Source organism: Domibacillus tundrae, from assembly GCF_000970675.1.
Lineage (GTDB): Bacteria > Bacillota > Bacilli > Bacillales > Domibacillaceae > Domibacillus > Domibacillus tundrae.
This window is the reverse complement of the sequence record NZ_LAJA01000001.1, coordinates 739607-761914: the sequence shown is the minus strand read 5'-3', so window position 1 is coordinate 761914 and position 22308 is coordinate 739607. Positions and strand designations below refer to the sequence as shown.

Genomic DNA, 22308 nt, shown 5'->3' with positions numbered 1-22308 from the left:
CATCCACTTTATTCATTACTCTTACTTTATCATAAAATGCATCTTTTTGTACTCGTTTATTGCGCTTTTTGGAGCTGTTCAACAATTTTCATCACCAGATTAGCCGAATGAAGACCCGCTTTTGGCAAAAATTGTTCAAATGAAATAGTCGATTCCTTGCCGGCAATATCAGAAAGCGCCCGGATAATAACAAATGGCACATCAAATTGATAAGCAACTTGAGCAATTGCAGCTGCTTCCATTTCAACTGCTTGAAGACCAGGGAATGTTTCTGCAATAGCCTGAACACGGGCTGGCTCATTCATAAAGGAATCACCCGTTGCAATAAGCCCTTTAACTGTTTTCAACTCTGAATCCTTTTCTGATGCCTTATATGCGATGTCAATAAGCAACTCATCCGCTTGGAATGCTGCCGGGAGCTGTGGCACCTGACCATATTCATAACCGAATGCAGTCACATCAACATCATGATGACGGACTTCTGTTGAAATGACGATATCACCAACTTGTAATTCAGGTGACAGACCGCCGGCTGAGCCAGTATTGATAATCACATCCGGCTTGAATTCATGAATAAGCACCGCTGTCGTCATCGCCGCATTGACCTTGCCGATACCTGAACGAAGCAAAACCGTTTCAACGCCATGAAGCAGCCCCGTCGTAAATTCACTGCCACCAATCACCTTTACTTCTTTGTTTTCCATTTCACTGCGTAAAATCGTTACTTCTTCTTCCATTGCACCAATAATCGCTGCTTTCATCTGTAGCACTCCTTTTATTTGGTCCCGCAAAAAAACCCGCCGTCGAAGCGGGTTTTAGCGGCCTTTATCGTTTTCTTCGAGTTTTTGCACTTTTATTGGCTTCCAGCCTTCGCCGTCTACCCATTCAATGTATACACGGTATGCTTCATTTTCGTTTGACTTCGGTGATACTGTTCCAATAGCACCTTGAGGGCCATTGCCGCTTATATACCAAACTGTCATGTCGCTCAATGGAATACCGGTGGCATAAGCCAAAGCCTGCTCTTTTTCCTGCCAATCGGATGAATCCGTTTCAAATGAAGACGCATGCTCACCTGACTGGGTCGTGCCTACACCTTCCCAGTTCGGATTCACAATATCTTGCTCAACATTTGGTTCGGTTCCTTCTGAAACGACAACTTCTTCATCCGCTGGTTTTTCTTCGGTTTCTTCTTCGTCAGCCGGCTCTTCTGTTACAGCCGGTTCTTCCGTAGGTTCATCAGCTGTTTCTTCTCCTGTTTCTTCATCCGAAACGGCGGCTGTTTGATCCTGCTTTGTTTCTTCCGGTGCTGCCGGTTCCTCATCATTTCCACCAGCGAATATGGTGAATCCGACGATGATAATAAGCAGTACGACAACCGCGATGGCTGTATTTAAAATGCGGTTCGTTTTTCTCCGCTTTGTTTTGCGCTGGGCACGCGACGATTGTTCCATTTGCTTCTCCTCCTCAGTTACGCTTCCATTTTAACACTCTCGTTTGCCGGATAAAAGTTTTTACGCAAAAAAAGCGCAAAAGGCTCGCGCCTTTTGCGCTTTTTTATTAACCGATTGAAACGATTTTCACATTCATTTCGCCAGCAGGCGTCTGAACGATGACTTCGTCGCCAACACGCTTGCCAATCATGCTTTTGGCGATAGGTGAGTCGTTTGAAATTTTCCCTTCGAATGGATCCGCTTCCGCACTTCCGACGATTGTGTAGCTTTCTTCTTCGCCATCTGGAAGTTCAATAAATGTCACCGTTTTCCCAAGAGACACTTCATCCTTTTTCATTTCACTTGCTTCAATGATTTTCGCATTGCGGATCATTGTCTCGATTGTTCCGATCCGGCCTTCCACAAACGCCTGCTCTTCTTTTGCTGAGTCATACTCAGAGTTTTCCGACAGGTCGCCGAAGCTGCGGGCGATTTTAATGCGTTCCACAACTTCTTTCCTCTTTACAGATTTTAATTGGTCAAGCTCTTGCTCCAGTTTTTCTTTCCCTTCCCGTGTCATCGGGTATACTTTTTCGTTCGACAACTTCTTCCACTCCTTTAATGTTCACAAAAAAAGCACTTAAATATGAGCGCGCCCCTTCCAATTTAGAAGGCGCGCGTTTTTCCCATTGTATGCCTGTTTCATAAAAACATACTATAAAATGTCTTTTTGTTCAAGAATTGTTTGTATTTTTGCAATTAATAAATCGATCGCGACTTTATTTTCCCCGCCGATTGGGATAATAACATCTGCATATCGCTTCGTCGGCTCAATAAACTGGTTATGCATCGGGCGGACGACTTCTGTATACTGTCCGACAACTGAATCGAGCGACCGGCCGCGCTCTTTTATATCACGCGTGAGCCGGCGGATGAACCTCAAATCCGCATCCGTATCGACAAAGAGCTTTATATCCATTAATTCACGAAGCCGTTCATCTTCAAGAACAAGAATGCCTTCAAGAATAATCACATCTTTAGGTTCAAGCGGAATGGTTTCGGAAGAACGGGTATGATTCGCATAATCGTACACCGGTTTTTCAACCGGACGATTGTTCATCAAATCATTCATCTGTTCAATCAGCAACTCGTTGTCAAACGCAAGCGGATGATCATAGTTTTGATTCAGACGCTCTTCAAATGTAAGATGGGATTGGTTTTTATAATAATAATCCTGCTCAATCATCATAATCGAGCCGCCTTCAAAATAGTCGTAAATCGCGCGGGCAACACTCGTTTTACCGGAGCCGGAGCCGCCCGCAACGCCGATCACAATCGGCTTTTTGCTCATGAACGTCACAACCCTTTCCGCATCATATCATCTTTTGAAACAGGACGGTCCAGTTTGAAACGGACAATTTGAAGCGGGTGACGGGCTGCATCGAGCTCATTTCCATCTTCATCAACCACCGTGCCAACGACCTGATTGAATGTGTTCATATTCGGTCCGAAAAATTCAACTGTGTCGCCTGGACGGAAGAAATTCCGCTGCTGCAATGTAACCATTTGTGTCGCTTCATCGTAATCGACAACAAGTCCTGTAAAGTCATGCGAGGCTTTTTTGCCGTGAACGCCAAAAAGCTGTTCATCAGCGGATGGTGTTCCAGCGAAAAACGCTGGTGCTGCCGGACGGTTTGCACATTTTTCCAGCTCTTCAAGCCACTCGTCTTTAATTGTGAAGTTTTCCGGATCTGCGCAATATGCGTCAATCACTTTTCGGTATACACCAACAACGGTTGCGACATAATGAATGGATTTCATCCGGCCTTCAATTTTTAAGCTGTCGATACCAAGCTCAATAAGCCCAGGGATCGACTGCAAAAGCCGTAAATCTTTCGGGCTCATTGCAAACGGTGAATCGCCTTCCTGCGTGATCGCCATTTCTTCGCCATCTTCCATTTCAACTAGGTTATAATCCCAACGGCATGACTGACAGCATCCGCCCCGGTTTGAATCCCTCGCTGTCATATGGTTGCTCAGCACGCAGCGGCCTGAATAAGCAATACACATCGCCCCATGAATAAATGTTTCAATTTCGATATCTACTTTTTCTTTCATAAGACGCATTTCTTCACCTGTCGTCTCGCGGGCAAGAACAACACGGTCTAACCCTTCATCTTTCCAATACTTCACCGCACGCCAGTTTGAAAGCGACTGCTGTGTGCTTAAATGCACTTCAACGTTTGGCGCAACGCGGCGGCATGTTTCGATAATAAGCGGGTCAGCCACAATAATACCTGTTACACCTGCTTCGCCGATCCCGCGCAAATAGTCTTCCAGCCCATCAATATTTTCATTATGAGCAAAAATATTCGTGGTCACATATACTTTCGCACCGTAGCTTTTCGCAAATGCCACGCCTTCTTTCATTTCCTCAAATGTAAAATTACCGGCATTTGAACGAAGACCATATTCCTGGCCGCCGATATACACTGCATCTGCCCCATAACGAACAGCAATTTTCAACTTCTCAAGCGTTCCGGCCGGTGCTAAAAGTTCCGGTTTTTTTACAATGACCCGTTTGCCGTCAACGATTTCAGAAATGCCATCGTTTTTCAATCCGTTCATTCTCGCTTCCTCCTTTATTAATAAACCGTCTCTTTAAAGAAAAATCCTGAATCGAGTGGACGATGTTCTTGCTGCAGTTCTTCTGCCGCTTGGAGTAATTGCTCTTTTTCATCCTCGTATTGGTCCGGATTGTCGATGCACAAGTCAATTGCTTTCCGGTATAGTTTCGTCACTTCAATTCGATAGGCTTCCGTTTGAAGAACGCCATCGATTTTAAACGAGTCAATACCAGCGTCCACCATATCCTGCAGTTCATCGATAATACACATATCGTTGGGACTCATGATGTGTGTACCATTGATATCTTCATATATCGGGTATTTATTGCTTCGTTCCTCATCATGAAGCAGCATGTTTTGCGTGCCTTGACGTTTTTCAATTTCCATATTGTTGCCCATGTATTCAAAATAATGGCCTAAAAGCGGACGCTTAGACTGGAACATACATGTCATCCCATGAACTTGCACTTCAATTTCAACTTCTGCATGTTCTTTCATTTCAATAATTGCATCCATGCTTAGTTCGCGTGCCAATACCGCGCGGACAGCGCCGCGCCTGCCCCAATAATTCGCTGTATAATAGTTCGTTGCAATCGTTTCGGGACTCCAGTGCAGCGGGAATCCAGGCGTAGTTTCTCTAACCGCCATAATCACAGCCGGATCTCCGAATACAAGTGCATCTGCCCCTGTCTCTTTTACAAAGGCTACGTAGTCATCCAGCTCATTCGCAATCTGGTTATGAAAAATCGCATTAACAGCGACATATACTTTTTTCCCGTATTCCTGTGCAAGCGTGACAGCTTCGTTAATCTGCTCACGATTAAATTCTCCAGCGAGACGCAAGCCGTACCGCTGCTCGCCAATTAAAAATGCATCAGCTCCTGCTTCTATTTGTTTCTTTATTTCGTCGACGCTGCCCGGCGTCACGAGTAGTTCGGGTTTATTCATTTTTCTTCACTCCGTTTTATGCTGATGGCAATTCCGTCGCCGGATGGAATAATGGATGTATCATATCCAGGATGGGCCATAAGCCATTGATTGTAATCGGTAATTTTCCGCACCATTTTTTCAATCCGTTTTGTGGGTGCATCAACTCCCGCGGCATACCCTTTAAACAACACGTTATCTGAATAAATGACGCCGCCTTGTTTAAGCATAGGGGCGTACAATTCAAAAAAGCGGCGGTACTGCCCTTTTGCCGCATCAATAAAGATGGCATCAAACGGTCCGTCTTCCGCTGCTTTTTCTGCCAGTTCAAGCGCATCGCCAAATAAAATATGAATACGGTCTTGATCACCTGACCGGCTAATATATTGATTGGCTTTTTCAAATCGGTCTTCGTCGCGCTCTAGTGTTGTCACACGCAGCCCTGGAACAGCCGCGGTCATTCGAAGAGCGGAATAGCCAATTGCTGTGCCAATTTCAAGCAGCCGCGCGGGATTTTGCAGCTTCAGGACGGCCAGCAGCGTGTCTATTCCGACTGGTTCCATAATCGGCACACGGTGCTCGGCTGCGTACTGCTCCATCTCGTCGAGCAAGCCTTCCCGCGGCGTTAAAAGTGATTCAATATAGTCATGTATGTCGTCTTTCATAGTAAACATACCCTCTTTTCTAAGAAAAAGAGAAAGCTATAAAAGCTTTCCCGTGTCTTCATGTGCCCGAATTATTTTATCATAGAAATTACAGAAAAGCCATGTGCGCTTTCTATTGATTGTTCGTAATATATTTTGCTTTTAACTTATTATGTTCATCGAGGGTTTTTGAATAGTACACATCTCCTGCCGGTGAAGCAAGGAAGTAAAGGAACTCAGTCCGCTCCGGCGCAAGCACTGCTTCCATCGAATCAATACCGCTGTTGCCGATCGGTCCCGGTGTCAGACCTTTCACCTGGTACGTGTTATAAGGAGAATTCACTTTTAAGTCTGCATACAAAACACGGTCTTTATGCTCGCCGTGTGCGTATAACACCGTCGGGTCTGTTTGCAGCGGCATATTCACCTTCATCCGGTTATAAAAAACGCTGGCAATTTTTTTACGGTCTGTTTTCCCCGTTGCTTCTTCTTCAACGAGTGAAGAAAACGTTAAAAATTCATGAACGGTCATGCCGGACGCTTTAATTTGTTCTGAATAGCGCTGTACAATCTCATCCGTTTTCGCGATCATTTCTTCAGCAATCTCTTCAACCGGCTTCTGAGTATCTACAACGTCATATGTTGCCGGATATAAATATCCTTCCAGCGGATAACGAATGTTTTCACCGAGGACGGCTTTTGTAACAAGCGCTGGATGATCTGCCATCATTTTTTCCACAAAAGCTTTGTCATTCAATACAGCAAGGACTTCTTCTGCTGTACGATCTGTTTCAGAAGCGATTATCTCGGCAATTTGCGTGAGCTGGTAGCCTTCCGGAATTGCTATTGCCCCATCTAGTGATCCTATGACTTTTCCTTCCTTTAACGAAGCCATGATAGCATCCGGTGTCATTGAAGGAGAAAGGACGTATTCACCTGCCTGAAAATCGCCTTCTCCTTTATACTTCACATAATATTTAAACAGTGTGGCATTTTTCACAATTCCATTATCTTCAAGCGTCTGAGAAATGAATGATAAGCTCGAGCCAAGCGGAATGGATATCCCCACTTCTTCCTTACTTCCAGCATCAGCTGGCTCAGACGCACTTTGCCATATGTAATAGGCTCCCGCTGCGCCGGCCGCTGCCAACAGCAAAAATAAAAAAAACACAATTAAAATAGCCCTTTTCAGCCGCCTTTTTCGTCCTGAAGCCGGCGGAAAAACATTATTCGACATAAAAATCCCCTTTCGACACCATCTTTCTTTTTTATAGTATACAAGAATGATGCAAAAAGAAAAGCGAAAGACGCCCGTTTATCGGTGACAAGCATAAGAATAGCACTGGCGGAGGCGCTTTTTGCTTCCAGAAGCGCTTGGCTTGACGCCGGATAAACGGAACAAAAGCTTAAGAACGCGGCATCGTGCCGCCGCGCTTCAAAGCCGCCACGTCCTGTGCCTTTCGCCCGACTAGATCATCCAGATCGTCGCAACGCTTTTGTGACCCACATCGTGTGGACCTCGATGACGTCTGGAGCTGGACAAAATTCTGAAACATACACTTTCTTTCAAAAAAAAGAACAGGCGCTTATAATATCGCCTGTTCTCTCTATTTACTCTTGTTCTTCGTCGTCAAGGAACGTATTGAGCATTTCTTCAATCATTTCCCATTCTTCATCTGATTCGATGGGCTCAAGCTCGCCATCTTCTCCTTCATCTTTTGGAGTGAAAGATGATGCATGAATTTCAATTTCTTCATTATCATCTTCTTCCGCACCTACCGGGAAGTAAAGGACGTATGATTTATCAAATTCATCGTTGTGAAATGTAAACAATACTTCACAAAGCTGTTCATTGCCGTTTTCATCAATTACTGTAATTTGCTTTTCGCCATGTTCCATTATGATGGTCACCTCATTATTTTTGACTGTCGAGATATCCTTGCAGAATCATCATCGCAGCCATTTTATCAATTACTTTTTTACGCTTTTTCCGGCTGACATCTGCGTCTATTAGCACCCGTTCCGCCGCCATCGTTGTCAATCTTTCGTCCCAAAGAACAGCCGGCAGGCTGAACGTTTCCTCGAGAAGGCCTGCAAACATTTTTGCGGCTTCTCCTCTGGGCCCTACTGTATTATTCATGTTTTTCGGAAAACCGACAACAAATTTGCTCACTTCATGCTCCCGCACAAGTTCGCCGATTCGGCCAAGACCAAATTCACCTGCTGCCTCGTTAATTTTTATTGTCTCAATGCCCTGCGCTGTCCAGCCGAATGCATCGCTAATCGCAATGCCCACTGTTTTCGTGCCGGCGTCAAGGCCCATTGTTCTCATGATGTTGGTTCCTCCTGCTGTTCTTTCAGGTACGTTTTGACAAGCTCCTCAATAATTTCATCCCGTTCAAGCCGGCGGATTAAATTTCGCGCATCGTTATGGCGCGGGATATAGGCCGGGTCTCCAGAAAGCAAATAGCCAACAATTTGATTGATTGGATTATACCCTTTTTCCTCCAGTGCGCTATGAACTTTCAGCAGCACTTCTTTTACATTTTCATCATACGGCTCTTGCGGAAAATTAAAACGCATTGTCTTGTCAAAAGAACTCACTGTCAGCACCTCACTTCAGGCGGATATTGAATGCCCGCTTCTGTACGATATGTTTCATTGTACAACAAATGACAACATATTCAAATGGATTTCACCCATTCAACGGCAATTTGTAACGCTTCGTCGATTTTCGATGGATCTTTTCCGCCTGCCTGTGCCATATCCGGACGGCCTCCGCCGCCTCCGCCAAGGCATCCGGCCACTTCTTTTATCAGTTTGCCGGCATGGAAGCCTTTTTCCGTTAAATCACCTGTGACGGCTGTGACCACATTCACTTTTCCATCTGCGGCCGCAATCAACACGATCACACCCGGTGTTACTTTTTGTTTTAATTCATCTGCCATTGTACGAAGTGCATTCATATCCGCAGCCTGGACATTCACCGCAAGAAGCTGCACACCATTGACGTTTTCAATTTTATCTGTAAGGCTTCCTGCTTCTATATTTGACAATTTTTTTGAAAGTGATTCATTTTCACGCTGCAGCTCACGCATTTCTGCCTGCAGGCTGTCCGCTTTCACCAAAATGTCTTTCGGATTTGATTTTAATTTCGCTGCTGCTTCTTTTAATACATTTGCCTGCTCATTCAAATACCGGAACGCTCCTTCGCCCGTTACCGCTTCGATACGGCGTGTACCAGCACCAATTCCGCTTTCAGACAGCACTTTAAACAGGCCAATCTCCGCTGTATTGACGACATGGCATCCGCCGCAAAGCTCAAGGCTGTAATCGCCGACGGATACGACACGGACGATATCGCCATACTTTTCGCCAAACAATGCCATCGCGCCCATTGCTTTCGCATCGGCAATTGGTTTAAACGCCGTTTCTACTGCAATTCCCTGCCAAATTTTTTCGTTAACAATCGTTTCGACCTGAGCCATTTCTTCAGCGGTCACTTGCCCAAAATGTGAAAAGTCAAAGCGAAGACGATCCTGTTCTACAAGTGATCCTGCCTGATTTACGTGTGTACCGAGCACATCTTTCAATGCTTGATGCATTAAATGTGTTGCCGTGTGATTTTTAATAATTTTGCCGCGTGATAATACGTCTATTTTTGCCGTTACACTGCTTTTTGCTGTAAGCGTGCCACTTTCCACAATAGCATTGTGTACGTTTTGTCCATTTGGCGCTTTTTGTACATCTTTAACAACGACTCGTGCTGTCTCAGACTCTAATACGCCTTTATCGGCAATTTGACCGCCGCTTTCTGCATAAAATGGTGTTTCTTTCAAAATAAATTGAATTTCTTCACCTTCATGTGCTTCGTCGGCAAACGCCCCATCTTTTATCAAAACTGCTACGGTCGTCTCAACCGTTAGCCGGTCATACGTAAACGTACTTTCCTCTGTCACAGACGACAAGACGCCGCCCTGCACCTGCATCGAATCTGTATCTTGGCGAGCGGCACGCGCGCGGTCACGCTGCTGCTTCATTTCACGCTCGAATCCGGCCTGGTCTGCTTTCATGCCTTCTTCTTCCGCATATTCCTCCGTCAGTTCAACCGGAAAGCCATACGTATCATATAAACGGAAAATATCGGCGCCATCAATCGTGTCTGAACCAGCTGCTTTCGCTTTTTCAATCACAGAAGAAAGAATGGACAGTCCTTCGTTTAATGTTTCATGGAAACGTTCTTCTTCGTTTTTAATGACTTTTTGAATAAAAGCTGTTTTTTCTGTCACTTCCGGATAATAATCGTTCATTACTTCGCCAACGACCGGCACAAGCTCGTACATAAATGGACGGTTAATGCCGATTTGTTTTGCGTAACGAACCGCTCGGCGAAGCAGACGGCGCAAAACGTAGCCGCGTCCTTCATTTGATGGAAGTGCCCCGTCACCAATCGCAAAAGCAACAGTCCGAATGTGGTCCGCAATGACTTTAAAGGCGGTATCTTTTTCGTCATTCACCCGGTACTGTTCACCGGAAAGACGTTCTGTTTCACGAATGATCGGCATAAATAAGTCCGTATCAAAGTTGGTTGGCACATTTTGAACAACAGAAGCCATCCGCTCAAGACCCATGCCCGTATCAATATTTTTCTTTGGAAGCGGTGTGTATGTGCCGTCCGGGTTATGGTTAAACTCAGAGAATACAAGGTTCCAGACTTCTAAATACCGATCATTTTCACCGCCCGGGTACAATTCCGGATCATTTCCATCAGCGCCATATTCCGCGCCGCGGTCATAGAAAATTTCTGTGTTAGGTCCAGATGGACCCTCTCCGATATCCCAGAAGTTTCCTTCTAAACGGATGATACGCTCATCCGGTACACCCACTTCGTTTTTCCAAATGAGATACGCTTCTTCATCTTCAGGGTGAATTGTGACCGATAGTTTTTCTGGATCAAATCCGATCCATTTTTCACTCGTTAAAAATTCCCACGCCCAGTGAATTGCTTCTGTTTTAAAGTATTCACCAATTGAAAAATTGCCGAGCATTTCAAAAAATGTATGGTGGCGTGCTGTTTTGCCGACGTTTTCAATATCGTTCGTCCGGATCGATTTTTGTGCATTTGTAATACGCGGGTTATCCGGGATAATCCGCCCGTCAAAATATTTTTTTAATGTGGCCACGCCGCTGTTGATCCAAAGCAGGCTCGCATCATCAATTGGTACAAGTGGAGCGCTCGGCTCAACCCGATGCCCTTTTTCCTGGAAAAATTCTAAATAGAGGCGGCGAATATCCGCACCCGTTAATGCTTTCATTATAAAATCCTCCTTAAAATATGTATCGTACCGAAAAAAGACAGCAAAAAAAGCCCCATCCCCTAACAGGGACGAAGCTTGTTCGCGGTACCACCCTGATTGCCAATTCTTACATAAGAATTCGCCTCTCAAACGCCTTAACGCGGCAGACGGCAGTAATTGCTGCACTCAGGACCCAGCTTTCCATCATCCTTCATCCAAAATGTCTTCCAGCCAAGGACATTTCTCTCTTTGAATGGGCTATGATGTACTCTTGTCCTTCTTCGATTTGTCGAAATTCATATACCCGAATTATAAAAAGGAATCAGGCGTTTGTCAATGTTGCTCACGACCATTCATCAAGCTGTATAAGCGACCCGTCTTCTTCTACTTGGTGAATAACAAGACCGCCTTCTAATTCCGACATTTCCACGCAGCAGTCATGACAGTAATAATGATCGGAGCCGATTCGACCTACTTCCCGGCTTCCGCAGTTCGGACATGATTGCATCATGATCCCTCCTGTTTTTTTTCCATCAGTATGTACGAATCGCCTGCTTTTTATACTGCCATGAAATCGTATGGAGTAACGCCTTCCATGCCGATCATCGGATCGATCGCCATCCATGTGTCTTCTGTTAATTTCTCATTCGGCTTACTCGTTGTTTCTTCCGCTGAAAGACGTTCAGCGAGCGCCGTTTTCCGAATTAAATCATCATTCCGGCTAATGCCAATATTAAACGCTTCTTCTTCCCCGCACAAAATCAAAAATTGCTTGCTTCTCGTAATCGCTGTGTAGAGCAAGTTCCGTCTCAACATCCGGTAGTAGCTTTTGACAACCGGCAAAATAACAATTGGAAATTCGCTTCCCTGCGATTTATGAATCGAACAGCAGAACGCATGCGTAATCTGGTTTAAATCATTCCGGGTGTATGTCACTTCATTTCCTTCATACGAAACAATGACCATGTCTTCTTTTTCGGTATTTTCTTTCGCATAAAAAATTGAAATAATTTCACCAATATCTCCATTAAACACATTTTGTTCCGGCTGGTTCACGAGCTGCAGTACTTTGTCGCCAATCCGGTATTTAACGGATCCAAAAGGTAATTCTTTTCGGCGACCATCTTCGTTTGGATTGAGGACTTGCTGCAGCACTTCGTTTAATTTGTCGATGCCGGCAGGTCCTTTATACATGGGCGCCAGCACTTGAATGTCCCGCGTCTCGTATCCTTTTCCGGCGGCGTTTTTCACCACTTTTTTGATAACATCCGGAATTTGGCTGGTTCCACACCTGATAAACGAGCGGTCTTTTTGGGGAGCAGTCAGCGTCTCGGGAACGAAGCCATCTTTAATACTGTGCGCGAGGCTGATGATGGAAGAGCCTTCTTCCTGCCGGTAAATATCTGTCAGCCGCACAGAAGGAATCGTTTTTGACGCAAGCATGTCTTTCAACACCTGGCCTGGACCGACTGACGGAAGCTGGTCTTCATCGCCGACTAATATTACCTGCATATCGTCCGGCACCGCTTTAAACAGCTGATGCGCCAGCCAAATATCGACCATCGAGGTTTCATCTACAATTAACAGCCGGCCGCTGACCGCATTGCCTTCCTCTTCCGGCTCTTCCTGTCCATTAAAACCAAGCAGCCGGTGGATCGTGACGGCGGGAAGGCCAGTCGATTCCATCATCCGCTTCGCTGCACGCCCGGTCGGCGCACAAAGCTTAATGGGAAATGGATCGTCCTTGTCATACTTTTTCGGATCAAGCGACAACCCGTGCAGCTCACCGTATAACTCAACAATGCCTTTAATAACAGTTGTCTTCCCAGTACCAGGTCCACCGGTTAAAATCATCAGAGGCGACGCAAGCGCGGTTTGAATCGCCTGCTTTTGCGACGGCGCATACGCAATGCCTGTCCGATCCTCGAGTTCCCCGAGCGCCAGCAAAAATTCCGATTCCGGGAACGAGTGTGGTTCCTGTTCGAGGACACGCTGTATGTTTGTGACAAGCCCTTTTTCCGAAAAATAAAGAGACGGCATATACACACGCTGCTCTTCCCCGGATACCTTTCCTTCTTCCTCGAGCTCAATCAGCCGGGTGGCAATCGTGTCAAACTCAGCCGTGCCGTTTGCACTTTTATCAAGCAACTCTTTTACACTGCTTAATAACTCTTCCGCTTCCGCATAACAGTGTCCGTCTTGCAGGCACTGCTTTTCAAGCGAATACAATATCGCTGCTTTCAGCCGATCCGGATGGGCGCCGCTAATGCCGATCTGCGCGCCAATCTCATCCGCCCGGACAAAGCCGATCCCTTCAATATCTTCTACTAGCCGATACGGGTTTTCCTGAATGACATTCAGTGACTCTTCGTAATACATTTGGTAAATTTTCATCGACAGCTGCGGACCGAATCCAAATTCATTTAACGTGACCATAATTTGTTCAAGTCCCTGATGCTTCATGAGCGTTTCGTGTAAGACGTCCGCTTTTTCTGCCGGCAGGCGCGGCACTTTTTTTAAACAGCTTTTGTCGGCAATAATTTTTGAAATCGCCTGTTCACCGAGCGTTTCGACGATTGATTCAGCTGTTTTTTTGCCTATGCCTTTAAATAAATCGCCGGATAAATACGCAATCAGGCCCTGTTTAGTCTGCGGCATTTCTTTTTGGGCCGTGCGGGCGATAAACTGCCGGCCAAACCGGGGATGGTCTTTAAAATGACCGTTGAATATGTACATTTCATGCTCATGAACCGCCGGAAAATACCCGGTGACCACCGCTTCTTTTTCTTCGTACTTTCCGTCAGTTTCGGCGACGCGGACGCGAAGAACGGTATAGAAGTTTTCATTGTTCCGGAAAATCGTGACAATATGCCGGCCTTTTAAAAACTGCTCCCCTTCTGTGAATAAATCCCGTTTTTCCTGCATCACGCCGTTCACCTCCGCTTAGTTTGCAACATCCAATAATTTTTTCCCGTAGCCTGCGAGCATGTGGTCCGGCTGAATGTCAAGCGCGCGGTCAAAATAGCTGTGCGCTTTCTCCGGCTGCTCATAGTGCCCTGCATATAAAACGCCTAAATTATAAAACGCATCCGCATGAGCCGGATCCTGGCTGATCACGACTTGCAGATTTTTTTCCGCTTCTTCATATTGCTCGGTTTTTGCCAACACGAGCGCAAATTGAAAACGCGCTTCCACATCGTCCCCATTCAGCTCAACCGCACGCATCAAATAGGGGAGCGCCATGACGGTCTGATCCAAATATAAGAAAGACAGCCCCAGCATAAAATATGCATCCGCTTCTTCCATACCGTTCCGAATCGCTTTTTCAAATGACTGCGCTGCTTCTTCAAACCGCTCCTGACCGAAATAAAACGAGCCGAGGGCATAATGGGCGGCACTTGAAGAGTGATCGACCTCCACCGCTTTTTCATAAAACTTCAATGCCCGCTCTGTATCGTTCATTTCAGCAAGTACATGCCCAAAATTAATATACGCGGCCGGATCCTGCGGTTTTTCTTCTATTTGTTCGGTAAAAAGCTTTAACGCTTCTTCCCATTTTCCTTCTTGTAATAATTCAATGCCTTGCTGATTTTTATCCATATGCCGCCTCCGTTTATTTTTTTCTATTATAACAAAGAAATCCGCCCCACGTGTAGAGGGAGCGGACCGCATTCAGCCTACATATTCAAGCTGTTTGTTTTCTTTGTACACTTTATCGATTGTACCGCCGCCCAGGCATATGTCCCCATCATACAGAACGACTGCCTGACCCGGTGTAATGGCGCGGACCGGTTCGTCAAAGACGATATGTGCCGTGCCGTCTCCTGTTTGCGTAATCGTTACGCCCGTGTCCGCCTGACGGTAGCGGAATTTCGCTGTACAATGAAACGTTTCTGGCATTGATTCATTTGTCGTAAAGCCAACTTGCACCGCATCCAGCGAATCCGAATAAAGCGTTTCATGATGGAACCCTTGTACCACATACAGCTCATTCGTTTCCAAATTTTTGCCGCCGACAAACCAAGGCTCGCCGCTTCCGCCGATGCCAAGACCATGACGCTGACCGATTGTATAGTACATTAACCCATCATGGCGGCCCATTTTGCGGCCGTCAAACGTGACCATATCGCCGGGCTGTGCTGGTAAATACTGCCCCAAAAATCCTTTAAAGTTTCGCTCACCGATAAAACAAATACCAGTGGAATCTTTTTTCGCCGCTGTGGCCAAGCCCGCTTCCGCCGCAATTTCACGAACCCGTTTTTTCTCAAGCTCCCCGATTGGAAACATGACTTTATCCAGCTGGCTTTGCGACAGCTGATTTAAAAAGTACGTCTGGTCTTTATTATTGTCAACGCCGCGGAGCATTTTTACTTCGCTGCCCGCCCGGTCAATCCGCGCATAATGTCCTGTCGCCAAATAATCAGCGCCGAGCTTCATCGCATGATCAAGAAATGCTTTAAATTTAATTTCTTTATTACACATGACGTCCGGATTCGGTGTCCGGCCTGCTTTATATTCATCTAAAAAATACGTAAACACTTTATCCCAGTACTGCTTTTCAAAATTGACCGCATAATACGGAATGCCAATTTGATTGCAGACACGAATGACATCATCATAATCTTCCGTTGCCGTGCAGACGCCAAATTCGTCAGTATCATCCCAGTTTTTCATAAAGATGCCGACTACGTCATACCCTTGCTCCTTTAAAAGAAGCGCCGCAACCGAAGAATCAACGCCGCCTGACATACCGACTACAACACGGGTGTCTTTCGGTGCTTTCATTTCTTCATCCTCTTTCTATAAAAGCCGCTTTGCGATTTCCGCTGTTTTAAGCGCGGCTTGTTCGATTTGTTCTTTTGTATTATTCAGCCCAAAACTAAATCGGATCGATGAACGCAGTTTTTCTGAATCCGCCCCAAACATGGCCGTCAAGACGTGTGAGGGCTCAATAGACCCTGCTGTGCAGGCTGATCCGCTTGATGCCGCAATGCCTGCCATATCGAGATTCACTAAAAACGCTTCGACGTCCGTTCCGGGAAAAAACAAGTTTAGCACATGCGGCAGCGATTGTTCAACTTTGCCGTTCGAGGAAAAAGAAGCGCCATTTTGCGCAAGTGTATCCATGAAAAGCTGCTTCATTTCAGTGTAGCGGGCAGCCCGTTCTTCACGTGTGTTTTCTGCAATTTCCGCCGCTGCCGCCACTCCCGCAATCGCTGCTGTATTTTCAGTGCCTGCGCGCCGTTTACGCTCTTGTTCACCGCCGTATAAAATGGGCGCAAATGGTGTGCCCGGCTTCACAAAAAGTACCCCGATTCCTTTTGGTCCGTTAATTTTATGGCCGGATACAGCCAAAAAATCCACATTCAATTCTTTCACATCAATCGGCAAAATCCCATATGCCTGCACTGCATCGACATGAAACAGAGCTGGATGATCGGCAAGCAGTCGGCCAATATCATTAATTGGCTGGATAGCGCCTGTTTCATTATTTCCATACATAATGGAAACGAGAATGGTGTCATTACGAAGAGCTTCCTGCACGTCTGAAACCGAGACGAGGCCCTCTTCATTCACCGGCAAATACGTAACATCAAATCCGTCTTTTTGGAGCGCTTCGCACGCATGTAAAACAGCATGATGTTCAACAGCTGATGTTATAATGTGACCAGACTTTTTGGAGCGCGCTGCCCCAAAAATCGCCATATTATCCGCTTCCGTGCCGCTTCCGGTGAAAATCACATCGTTAAATCCGGCGTTTATCGTTTTAGCGATGATCGTTCTCGCTTCATCGACAATCCGCCGCGAATCACGTCCGAATGAATGAATACTCGACGGATTTCCGTATGTCTCAGTTAATACTGCCAGCATCGCTTCTCCTGCTTTCGGATGAACCGGCGATGTTGCCGCGTGATCTAAATAAATTCTTTCCATGCTGACACCTCGTTAAATATAATACATGTACGCATCTGATTCGTCGGCATCTGTGTGATTTGCCAAGTCATCAAGCGTTGTATTTTCCAAAACTCCTTTGATTGCTTCGCTGATTCGGATCCATAATTCACGTTTCGCCGGCTCTTCTTCTTCAATGCCTTCGACAAGGGTGATCGGTCCTTCAAGCACACGGATAATATCGCCTGCTGTAATTTCTTCCGGCTCATGCCCGAGCACGTAGCCGCCGTATGCGCCGCGGATGCTGCGAACAAATCCGGCATTCCGAAGCGGCGCAATTAATTGTTCCAGGTAATGCTCCGACAAATCATGCGCACCGGCGATCACGCGAAGAGACGTCGGTCCGTCCCCATGGCGTTTCGCTAATTCGATCATGATCGTCAGTCCATATCTTCCTTTAGTCGAAATTCTCATCTCTTTGTGCCCCTCTTCTCGTTTAATCCAATTGTTCGTATAGTATATCATTTTATATAGACAAAAAACATGCCGGAATACTTGGATTATGATACAGTGAATCAAAATGACCGAGAAAGAAGGAGTCAAAATGAAGCCGCTCGCCTACCGAATGAGACCGCGTACAATTGATGAAGTCGCCGGTCAGGAGCATTTGACCGGTGAAGGAAAAATCATTAGACGGATGACAGAAGCGAAAAAATTGTCTTCCATGATTTTGTATGGTCCGCCCGGCACCGGCAAAACGTCTATTGCCAGCGCGATTGCCGGTACGACTCAGTATGCATTTCGAACGTTAAACGCGGTTACAAGCAATAAAAAAGATATGGAGATTGTCGCTGCTGAAGCGAAAATGTCCGGCACCGTCATTTTACTTTTGGATGAAGTGCACCGTCTTGATAAAGCGAAACAGGATTATTTGTTGCCGTTTTTGGAAAACGGAATGATTATTTTAATCGGCGCAACAACAAGTAATCCCTACCATGCCATTAATCCGGCCATACGCAGCCGCTGCCAAATTTTCGAAGTAAAGCCGCTTGCGCCGGAATCGGTGAAAAAGCTTCTTAGCGAGGCTCTTTATGATGAAGATCGCGGTCTTGGTATATATAAGACAGAAATAACAGCTGAAGCGCTTGCTCACTTTGCCGAAGCATCCGGCGGCGACGTTCGCAGTTCGTTAAATGCACTTGAACTTGCGGTGACCTCCACGAAGCCAGATGAAAATGGGATCATCCACATTACACTCGAAACAGCTGAAGAATGCCTGCAGCAAAAAAGCTTCTCGCATGACAAAGACGGGGATGCCCACTATGACGTGCTGAGCGCTTTTCAAAAATCAATACGCGGAAGCGACGTGAACGCGGCTCTCCACTATTTAGCGCGGCTGATTGAAGCGGGAGATCTTGTCAGCATTGCCCGCCGCCTCGTTGTCATCGCGTATGAAGATATCGGCCTTGCCAGTCCCCAAGCCGGCGAGAGAACACTGTCAGCTGTTGAAGCAGCTGAGCGGCTCGGATTCCCCGAAGCACGCATTCCGCTCGCAAACGCGGTTGTGGAACTATGTTTGTCGCCGAAATCCAATTCCGCTTATAAAGCGATTGATGCGGCGCTTGCGGACGTACGGGCTGGACGCGCTGGCGTTGTGCCGGCTCATTTAAAAGATGCCCACTACAAAAGTGCAGCTAAACTCGGCCGGGGTGTCGACTATCAATATCCGCACGATTTTGAAAGCGGCTGGGTAGCTCAGCAATATTTACCGGATACATTAAAGCGCAAGCGTTACTTTGAGCCGAAAACGACCGGTAAATTTGAGCAGGCACTGTCGGGTATATATGAAAAAATTGAAAATGGGAAAAAAGAAACACGCCAGTAGAAAATGTCGGCGTGTTTCTTTTTTTAAATTAAGGCTTTGTTAAATAATATTGTTGATAATCCTTCTATTCTAATATTAAGTTGAACAAAGATTCTTACTTTAGAAAACAGTGATTGTTTAGGCTGGTGCGTTTCGTATCGGTGCAAGGATGATCACCGATTTGTTTTGGAAGCCATCCTGCCCAACAATCCCTTGTGTGCGCAGGCATGAGTCGGTCCTGCGAAGGTTTTTGAACAGGGGCCGATAGGTGAAGCCTGCCGGACTTCGCGTTCCACGGGCAGTGCGGCAGCTTCCTCGGCTGCGTCCGCTCTTATCCAGCAACATCGCGCTTTGCAAAGACGGTAAAAGCAAACAGTTGAAAGACAAGAAAGTAAATTAATAGCATAATGAGTGAAAAACTCATCGTCATCCCTTCAACCACCGCCGTTCCTGTTTCATACTGCAGCAAGTTTGTGTTGGCAAACAGAAGATATTTCGCCCACTCGTAACGCATAGACAAGATGTACGTGACGTTCGGTCCCATAAATAATAAAAACAATGAAATTCCAATGGCAAGCGAGCTGCTGCGGAAAACAGCAGAGATCATAAACGCCATTGTCGCCAAAATAAGCACCTCTACTGACTTCATGGCATAAAGCTTTACGAGGTAAAAAAGCATATTTTGCTCGACGACCTGCCCATTTACATATGCTAAATGAGCGGATTGACCTGAAAGACCGAACAGTGCCGCTCCAATGATAACTGAAAAAAGAAATAACATGCTAACTAAAAATAAACCGAACAAGACCACTGCCACATATTTTGAGAGGAGTATTTTAGAGCGGCTGATCGGCCTGATTAACAAAAGCTTGATCGTTCCCCACGTATATTCATTGGCCATGATTCCTCCTGCAACAACAATCATAAACAAACCGGCAACCTGAAGAAAGTCGCTCGCATTCTCGACAAATGACCACATATATTCAGACGTTTGAACCGGCACATTTTCTGTTAAACGATACTCATTAATCTCAATTTGCCCCTCAATATGTGCTCGTTGATCAGCCGTCATTTCCCGCTGATCATTTAGCTGCTGCGCATAAACCGCATTTTCCGCCTGCACAACCTGCTTCCAATCCGGCTGTTCGGACTGTTTATTTTCTTCATATTTTGTGAACGCAGCAAATGCTGACACCATTAGAAAGAAGAAGTCCAATCATCACGTACGTGCCGCGACGTTTAAACAGCTTGATCCACTCATTTTGAATAAGGAGAAACATTAGATAACCTCCCGTTTTTCAGTAATATCAAGGAATCGTTCTTCCAGTGACTTTGATACCTTTTTCACTTCATAAATCGCCAGACCTTTCCCCGTCAAGAAATGAATAATCGCGGGTATGTCTTCTTTTTCCGCTTCAAATGTGAGACAGCTCGCTGTTCGTGCCGGCTTGATATCCGAAAAGGCAGCTTTAATGTAGTTCAATGCGGCTTCTGCTTCTACATCATCCACCTCAATACTGTACGTATCCATCCCTTCATTCATCCAGCCACGAACAGATTGAACATCAATGAGCTTTCCTTTTTGTAAAATGCCGATCCGGTCACACATCATTTCCATTTCAGATAATAAATGACTTGACACGATGACGGCCATTCCTTCTTTTTCCGCCAGATTGCGAATGTACTGCCGGATTTCTTTAATGCCTGCTGGATCAAGCCCGTTTGTCGGTTCATCTAAAATAAGCACTTTCGGCCGGTGTAAAAGAGATTGTGCAATACCAAGCCGCTGACGCATTCCAAGTGAATATGTTTTCACTTTATCGTGAATCCGCTCTTCCAGTCCGACAAGTTTTACTACCTCATCCATTCGATTGCTGCTGATTCCTTTTTGCATGCGGGCAAATTGCTTTAAGTTGTCATACCCGCTCAAAAATTTATACATTTCCGGATTTTCAACAATGGCACCAATGTGCTGGATCGCCTTTTCAAATTCTGATTGAATGCTATGACCCGAGATGAAAATATCTCCTTCTGACAGCTTCATTAATCCGACCATCATGCGGATGGTTGTTGTTTTTCCAGCACCATTCGGCCCAAGAAAGCCAAACACTTCTCCTTCATGAATGTTGAAAGTTAAAGAATCAATGATTTTTCGGCCTTTAATTGTTTTTGTTACGTTTTCAAGCTGAATAACTGTCGTCATGATCATTCCCCTTTCCCACATTCATTTTCAGCCATTCTAAAATAGACAGCCCTTGTTTCTCTCTTACTTCCTCCACATTGCAGGATGCTGTAATTTTTCCTTTTTCTAAAAGAATAGCTTCCTCTAAAATCGCTTGCCAATCTTTTCCCATAAAAAAAGACTGTCCTTTAGTGGACAGTCTCCTCATTCATACTATTCGCCCACAGCCGGGCATCTTCATATATTTTTTGAATACTGGCTGCGTCCAGTTTCAGTTCATGTGATTTCAAGCGAATGATGTCCCAATTGACTTCATCCATTGCAATGACCAGCTCCAAATAAGGTGTAATAATGGTCTCATTTCCCATAAGCGTTTCGTTTACTTTATTAGACAATGGAATTTGAGTTAATACCTCTGAAATGCTGCGCTGCAAAAGGGCGTCTACAAGCGAAAACATACCCGCCAAAAAAAATTCAGCGGAATTCCCAGATTGTGTTTCTTTTGCCAATTGCTCACATGCTTTCGCTCGAAAAAGAGCTGATGCCATTAATTCTCTTGTTCTCCCTGGAAGATCGGCATGGATTTGTCTTAAGGCCAGCACATAGAGCCACTTTGTTAATTCGATAAAGCCAAGCATCATGATGGCCTGTTTAATCGATTTAATTTTGGATCGTGTACGTAAAGCAGGGGAATTGACCAGTTTCAATAAATGATACGAAAGGGCAACATCCCGCTCAATTAAATTGGTTACATCATCAATATCAATATCATCCGACTGTAATAGTTTTATTAAATGAAAATAAGACACGACATTTAGCGGCAGATTAGCCGAACGGATCAATTGCGGCTTCGAAAAAAAGTAGCCTTGAAACAATTTATAACCCGCTTTTTTTGCTTGTTCAAACTCTTCGCGTGTTTCGACTTTTTCCGCTAAAAGGGCAATATGAGGAAAGTTATTTTTTACTTTTTGCTCGATTGCCGACCGGTCTGCTGGCGTCGAATGCAGGAAATCGACTTTAATATACGTTGTCAACATAAACAGTTCATCATATAAATCCACTTCTTTTTGAATAACAAAATCATCAAGCGCGATTGAATATCCTTTCCATTTAAGCTGTCTGAGCGTATCAATGAGCTCCCGCGTAATTGGCACATCTTCAAGCACTTCAACAACAACGTATTGAGGACTGAAATTTTCGGCGACTTTTTGTTCAAGTAATGTTTTTGAGAAATTAATGAAACACGGATGTCCTTGGGCGATTTTCTCTATACCTATTGTCACAAATGAATGAATCAGCACTTCAATTGTAGCCTGCTCATGAGGCACGTCTGGAAAAGCATTGATTTCACTGTTTCTATATAGCAGCTCATAAGCAAATACACGTTCTTGATTATCAAAAATAGGCTGTCGCGCCATAAATATGTCCATTTTTATTTACTC

Annotated in this window: 23 protein-coding genes and 1 other annotated feature; of the genes, 1 reads left to right on the top strand and 22 read right to left on the bottom strand. The window is 45.3% G+C overall.

All coding sequences use genetic code 11. The features are described 5' to 3' along the window. Positions 1 to 56 precede the first annotated feature (56 nt). The 18 genes from mtnN to cymR all read right to left on the bottom strand — a co-directional run bounded on the left by mtnN (position 57) and on the right by cymR (position 17294). Entirely contained in the window at positions 57 to 761 is a 705-nt protein-coding gene (gene mtnN / locus VQ00_RS03805) for a 5'-methylthioadenosine/S-adenosylhomocysteine nucleosidase (protein WP_046178730.1), read from the bottom strand. 54 nt (positions 762 to 815) lie between these two features. After that, on the bottom strand, positions 816 to 1454 hold the full coding sequence (locus tag VQ00_RS03800) for a DUF1510 family protein (protein ID WP_046178729.1): 639 nt from the start codon (positions 1452 to 1454) through the stop codon (positions 816 to 818). Positions 1455 to 1560: 106 nt separating this feature from the next. Next, positions 1561 to 2037: a transcription elongation factor GreA gene (gene greA / locus VQ00_RS03795; RefSeq protein ID WP_046178728.1), complete on the bottom strand. Its 477-nt coding sequence runs from the start codon at positions 2035 to 2037 to the stop codon at positions 1561 to 1563. Positions 2038 to 2148: 111 nt separating this feature from the next. Beyond that, the gene (gene udk / locus VQ00_RS03790; protein ID WP_046178727.1) at positions 2149 to 2784 is read right to left on the bottom strand and encodes a uridine kinase; all 636 of its coding nucleotides are present in this window, start codon (positions 2782 to 2784) and stop codon (positions 2149 to 2151) included. Between the two features lie 5 nt (positions 2785 to 2789). Next, on the bottom strand, positions 2790 to 4061 hold the full coding sequence (locus tag VQ00_RS03785) for a peptidase U32 family protein (RefSeq protein WP_046178726.1): 1272 nt from the start codon (positions 4059 to 4061) through the stop codon (positions 2790 to 2792). A 17-nt stretch (positions 4062 to 4078) separates the two neighbouring features. Then, positions 4079 to 5008 carry a peptidase U32 family protein gene (locus VQ00_RS03780; RefSeq protein ID WP_046178725.1) on the bottom strand — a complete coding sequence of 310 codons (930 nt, stop codon included), beginning with the start codon at positions 5006 to 5008 and terminating at the stop codon, positions 4079 to 4081. Then, positions 5005 to 5652, bottom strand: a complete 648-nt coding sequence (locus VQ00_RS03775; protein WP_046178724.1) for an O-methyltransferase — start codon at positions 5650 to 5652, stop codon at positions 5005 to 5007. Before VQ00_RS03775 ends, VQ00_RS03780 begins: the two co-directional genes overlap by 4 nt. 112 nt (positions 5653 to 5764) lie before the next feature. Continuing rightward, on the bottom strand, positions 5765 to 6868 hold the full coding sequence (mltG, locus tag VQ00_RS03770) for an endolytic transglycosylase MltG (protein ID WP_046178723.1): 1104 nt from the start codon (positions 6866 to 6868) through the stop codon (positions 5765 to 5767). 374 nt (positions 6869 to 7242) lie between these two features. After that, positions 7243 to 7530, bottom strand: a complete 288-nt coding sequence (locus VQ00_RS03765; RefSeq protein WP_046178722.1) for a DUF1292 domain-containing protein — start codon at positions 7528 to 7530, stop codon at positions 7243 to 7245. 16 nt (positions 7531 to 7546) lie between these two features. Beyond that, positions 7547 to 7963, bottom strand: coding sequence for a Holliday junction resolvase RuvX (gene ruvX / locus VQ00_RS03760; RefSeq protein ID WP_046178721.1), 417 nt, complete (start codon positions 7961 to 7963; stop codon positions 7547 to 7549). After that, positions 7960 to 8235, bottom strand: coding sequence for an IreB family regulatory phosphoprotein (locus tag VQ00_RS03755; protein WP_046178720.1), 276 nt, complete (start codon positions 8233 to 8235; stop codon positions 7960 to 7962). Before VQ00_RS03755 ends, ruvX begins: the two co-directional genes overlap by 4 nt. Before the next feature lie 80 nt (positions 8236 to 8315). After that, positions 8316 to 10946 carry an alanine--tRNA ligase gene (gene alaS / locus VQ00_RS03750; protein ID WP_046178719.1) on the bottom strand — a complete coding sequence of 877 codons (2631 nt, stop codon included), beginning with the start codon at positions 10944 to 10946 and terminating at the stop codon, positions 8316 to 8318. Positions 10947 to 11010: 64 nt separating this feature from the next. Then, positions 11011 to 11219, bottom strand: a binding site (T-box leader). A 52-nt stretch (positions 11220 to 11271) separates the two neighbouring features. After that, on the bottom strand, positions 11272 to 11439 hold the full coding sequence (locus VQ00_RS18775) for a hypothetical protein (protein ID WP_172645519.1): 168 nt from the start codon (positions 11437 to 11439) through the stop codon (positions 11272 to 11274). A gap of 47 nt (positions 11440 to 11486) precedes the next feature. Beyond that, entirely contained in the window at positions 11487 to 13853 is a 2367-nt protein-coding gene (gene recD2, locus VQ00_RS03745) for an SF1B family DNA helicase RecD2 (protein ID WP_046178949.1), read from the bottom strand. Positions 13854 to 13871: 18 nt separating this feature from the next. Next, positions 13872 to 14528: a tetratricopeptide repeat protein gene (locus VQ00_RS03740; protein WP_046178718.1), complete on the bottom strand. Its 657-nt coding sequence runs from the start codon at positions 14526 to 14528 to the stop codon at positions 13872 to 13874. A gap of 72 nt (positions 14529 to 14600) precedes the next feature. Further along, on the bottom strand, positions 14601 to 15713 hold the full coding sequence (mnmA, locus tag VQ00_RS03735; protein ID WP_046178717.1) for a tRNA 2-thiouridine(34) synthase MnmA: 1113 nt from the start codon (positions 15711 to 15713) through the stop codon (positions 14601 to 14603). Positions 15714 to 15728: 15 nt separating this feature from the next. After that, on the bottom strand, positions 15729 to 16862 hold the full coding sequence (locus VQ00_RS03730) for a cysteine desulfurase family protein (RefSeq protein WP_046178716.1): 1134 nt from the start codon (positions 16860 to 16862) through the stop codon (positions 15729 to 15731). A 12-nt stretch (positions 16863 to 16874) separates the two neighbouring features. Beyond that, a complete protein-coding gene (gene cymR / locus VQ00_RS03725; protein ID WP_046178715.1) occupies positions 16875 to 17294 on the bottom strand; it encodes a cysteine metabolism transcriptional regulator CymR in 420 nt (139 codons plus the stop codon). Positions 17295 to 17424: 130 nt separating this feature from the next. On the opposite strand from cymR, the gene VQ00_RS03720 reads away from it, so the two are divergent. Further along, positions 17425 to 18705 carry a replication-associated recombination protein A gene (locus VQ00_RS03720; protein ID WP_082091449.1) on the top strand — a complete coding sequence of 427 codons (1281 nt, stop codon included), beginning with the start codon at positions 17425 to 17427 and terminating at the stop codon, positions 18703 to 18705. A gap of 310 nt (positions 18706 to 19015) precedes the next feature. Here VQ00_RS03720 and VQ00_RS03715 read toward each other — a convergent pair whose 3' ends face one another. The 4 genes from VQ00_RS03715 to VQ00_RS03705 form a co-directional block, all read right to left on the bottom strand. Then, on the bottom strand, positions 19016 to 19882 hold the full coding sequence (locus VQ00_RS03715) for an ABC transporter permease (protein WP_342666991.1): 867 nt from the start codon (positions 19880 to 19882) through the stop codon (positions 19016 to 19018). Positions 19883 to 19963: 81 nt separating this feature from the next. Next, a complete protein-coding gene (locus VQ00_RS03710; RefSeq protein WP_046178713.1) occupies positions 19964 to 20887 on the bottom strand; it encodes an ABC transporter ATP-binding protein in 924 nt (307 codons plus the stop codon). After that, complete coding sequence (locus VQ00_RS18410) at positions 20865 to 21038, bottom strand: hypothetical protein (RefSeq protein ID WP_156153954.1); 174 nt, start codon at positions 21036 to 21038, stop codon at positions 20865 to 20867. Before VQ00_RS18410 ends, VQ00_RS03710 begins: the two co-directional genes overlap by 23 nt. 16 nt (positions 21039 to 21054) lie before the next feature. Continuing rightward, entirely contained in the window at positions 21055 to 22296 is a 1242-nt protein-coding gene (locus VQ00_RS03705; RefSeq protein WP_046178712.1) for an EAL and HDOD domain-containing protein, read from the bottom strand. Positions 22297 to 22308: the final 12 nt, after the last annotated feature.

Coding starts and splice junctions, on each gene's coding strand:
- VQ00_RS03800 (WP_046178729.1), bottom strand. CDS start 1,454: ATGGAACAATCGTCGCGTGCCCAGCGCAAAACAAAGCGGAGAAAAACG.
- VQ00_RS03785 (WP_046178726.1), bottom strand. CDS start 4,061: ATGAACGGATTGAAAAACGATGGCATTTCTGAAATCGTTGACGGCAAA.
- mltG (WP_046178723.1), bottom strand. CDS start 6,868: ATGTCGAATAATGTTTTTCCGCCGGCTTCAGGACGAAAAAGGCGGCTG.
- mnmA (WP_046178717.1), bottom strand. CDS start 15,713: ATGAAAGCACCGAAAGACACCCGTGTTGTAGTCGGTATGTCAGGCGGC.
- VQ00_RS18775 (WP_172645519.1), bottom strand. CDS start 11,439: ATGATGCAATCATGTCCGAACTGCGGAAGCCGGGAAGTAGGTCGAATC.
- VQ00_RS03740 (WP_046178718.1), bottom strand. CDS start 14,528: ATGGATAAAAATCAGCAAGGCATTGAATTATTACAAGAAGGAAAATGG.
- VQ00_RS18410 (WP_156153954.1), bottom strand. CDS start 21,038: ATGGGAAAAGATTGGCAAGCGATTTTAGAGGAAGCTATTCTTTTAGAA.
- mtnN (WP_046178730.1), bottom strand. CDS start 761: ATGAAAGCAGCGATTATTGGTGCAATGGAAGAAGAAGTAACGATTTTA.
- ruvX (WP_046178721.1), bottom strand. CDS start 7,963: ATGAGAACAATGGGCCTTGACGCCGGCACGAAAACAGTGGGCATTGCG.
- cymR (WP_046178715.1), bottom strand. CDS start 17,294: ATGAGAATTTCGACTAAAGGAAGATATGGACTGACGATCATGATCGAA.
- VQ00_RS03780 (WP_046178725.1), bottom strand. CDS start 5,008: ATGAATAAACCCGAACTACTCGTGACGCCGGGCAGCGTCGACGAAATA.
- VQ00_RS03710 (WP_046178713.1), bottom strand. CDS start 20,887: ATGACGACAGTTATTCAGCTTGAAAACGTAACAAAAACAATTAAAGGC.
- VQ00_RS03720 (WP_082091449.1), top strand. CDS start 17,425: ATGAAGCCGCTCGCCTACCGAATGAGACCGCGTACAATTGATGAAGTC.
- recD2 (WP_046178949.1), bottom strand. CDS start 13,853: ATGCAGGAAAAACGGGATTTATTCACAGAAGGGGAGCAGTTTTTAAAA.
- VQ00_RS03765 (WP_046178722.1), bottom strand. CDS start 7,530: ATGGAACATGGCGAAAAGCAAATTACAGTAATTGATGAAAACGGCAAT.
- VQ00_RS03730 (WP_046178716.1), bottom strand. CDS start 16,862: ATGGAAAGAATTTATTTAGATCACGCGGCAACATCGCCGGTTCATCCG.
- VQ00_RS03775 (WP_046178724.1), bottom strand. CDS start 5,652: ATGAAAGACGACATACATGACTATATTGAATCACTTTTAACGCCGCGG.
- VQ00_RS03715 (WP_342666991.1), bottom strand. CDS start 19,882: ATGGTGTCAGCATTTGCTGCGTTCACAAAATATGAAGAAAATAAACAG.
- VQ00_RS03705 (WP_046178712.1), bottom strand. CDS start 22,296: ATGGACATATTTATGGCGCGACAGCCTATTTTTGATAATCAAGAACGT.
- alaS (WP_046178719.1), bottom strand. CDS start 10,946: ATGAAAGCATTAACGGGTGCGGATATTCGCCGCCTCTATTTAGAATTT.
- udk (WP_046178727.1), bottom strand. CDS start 2,784: ATGAGCAAAAAGCCGATTGTGATCGGCGTTGCGGGCGGCTCCGGCTCC.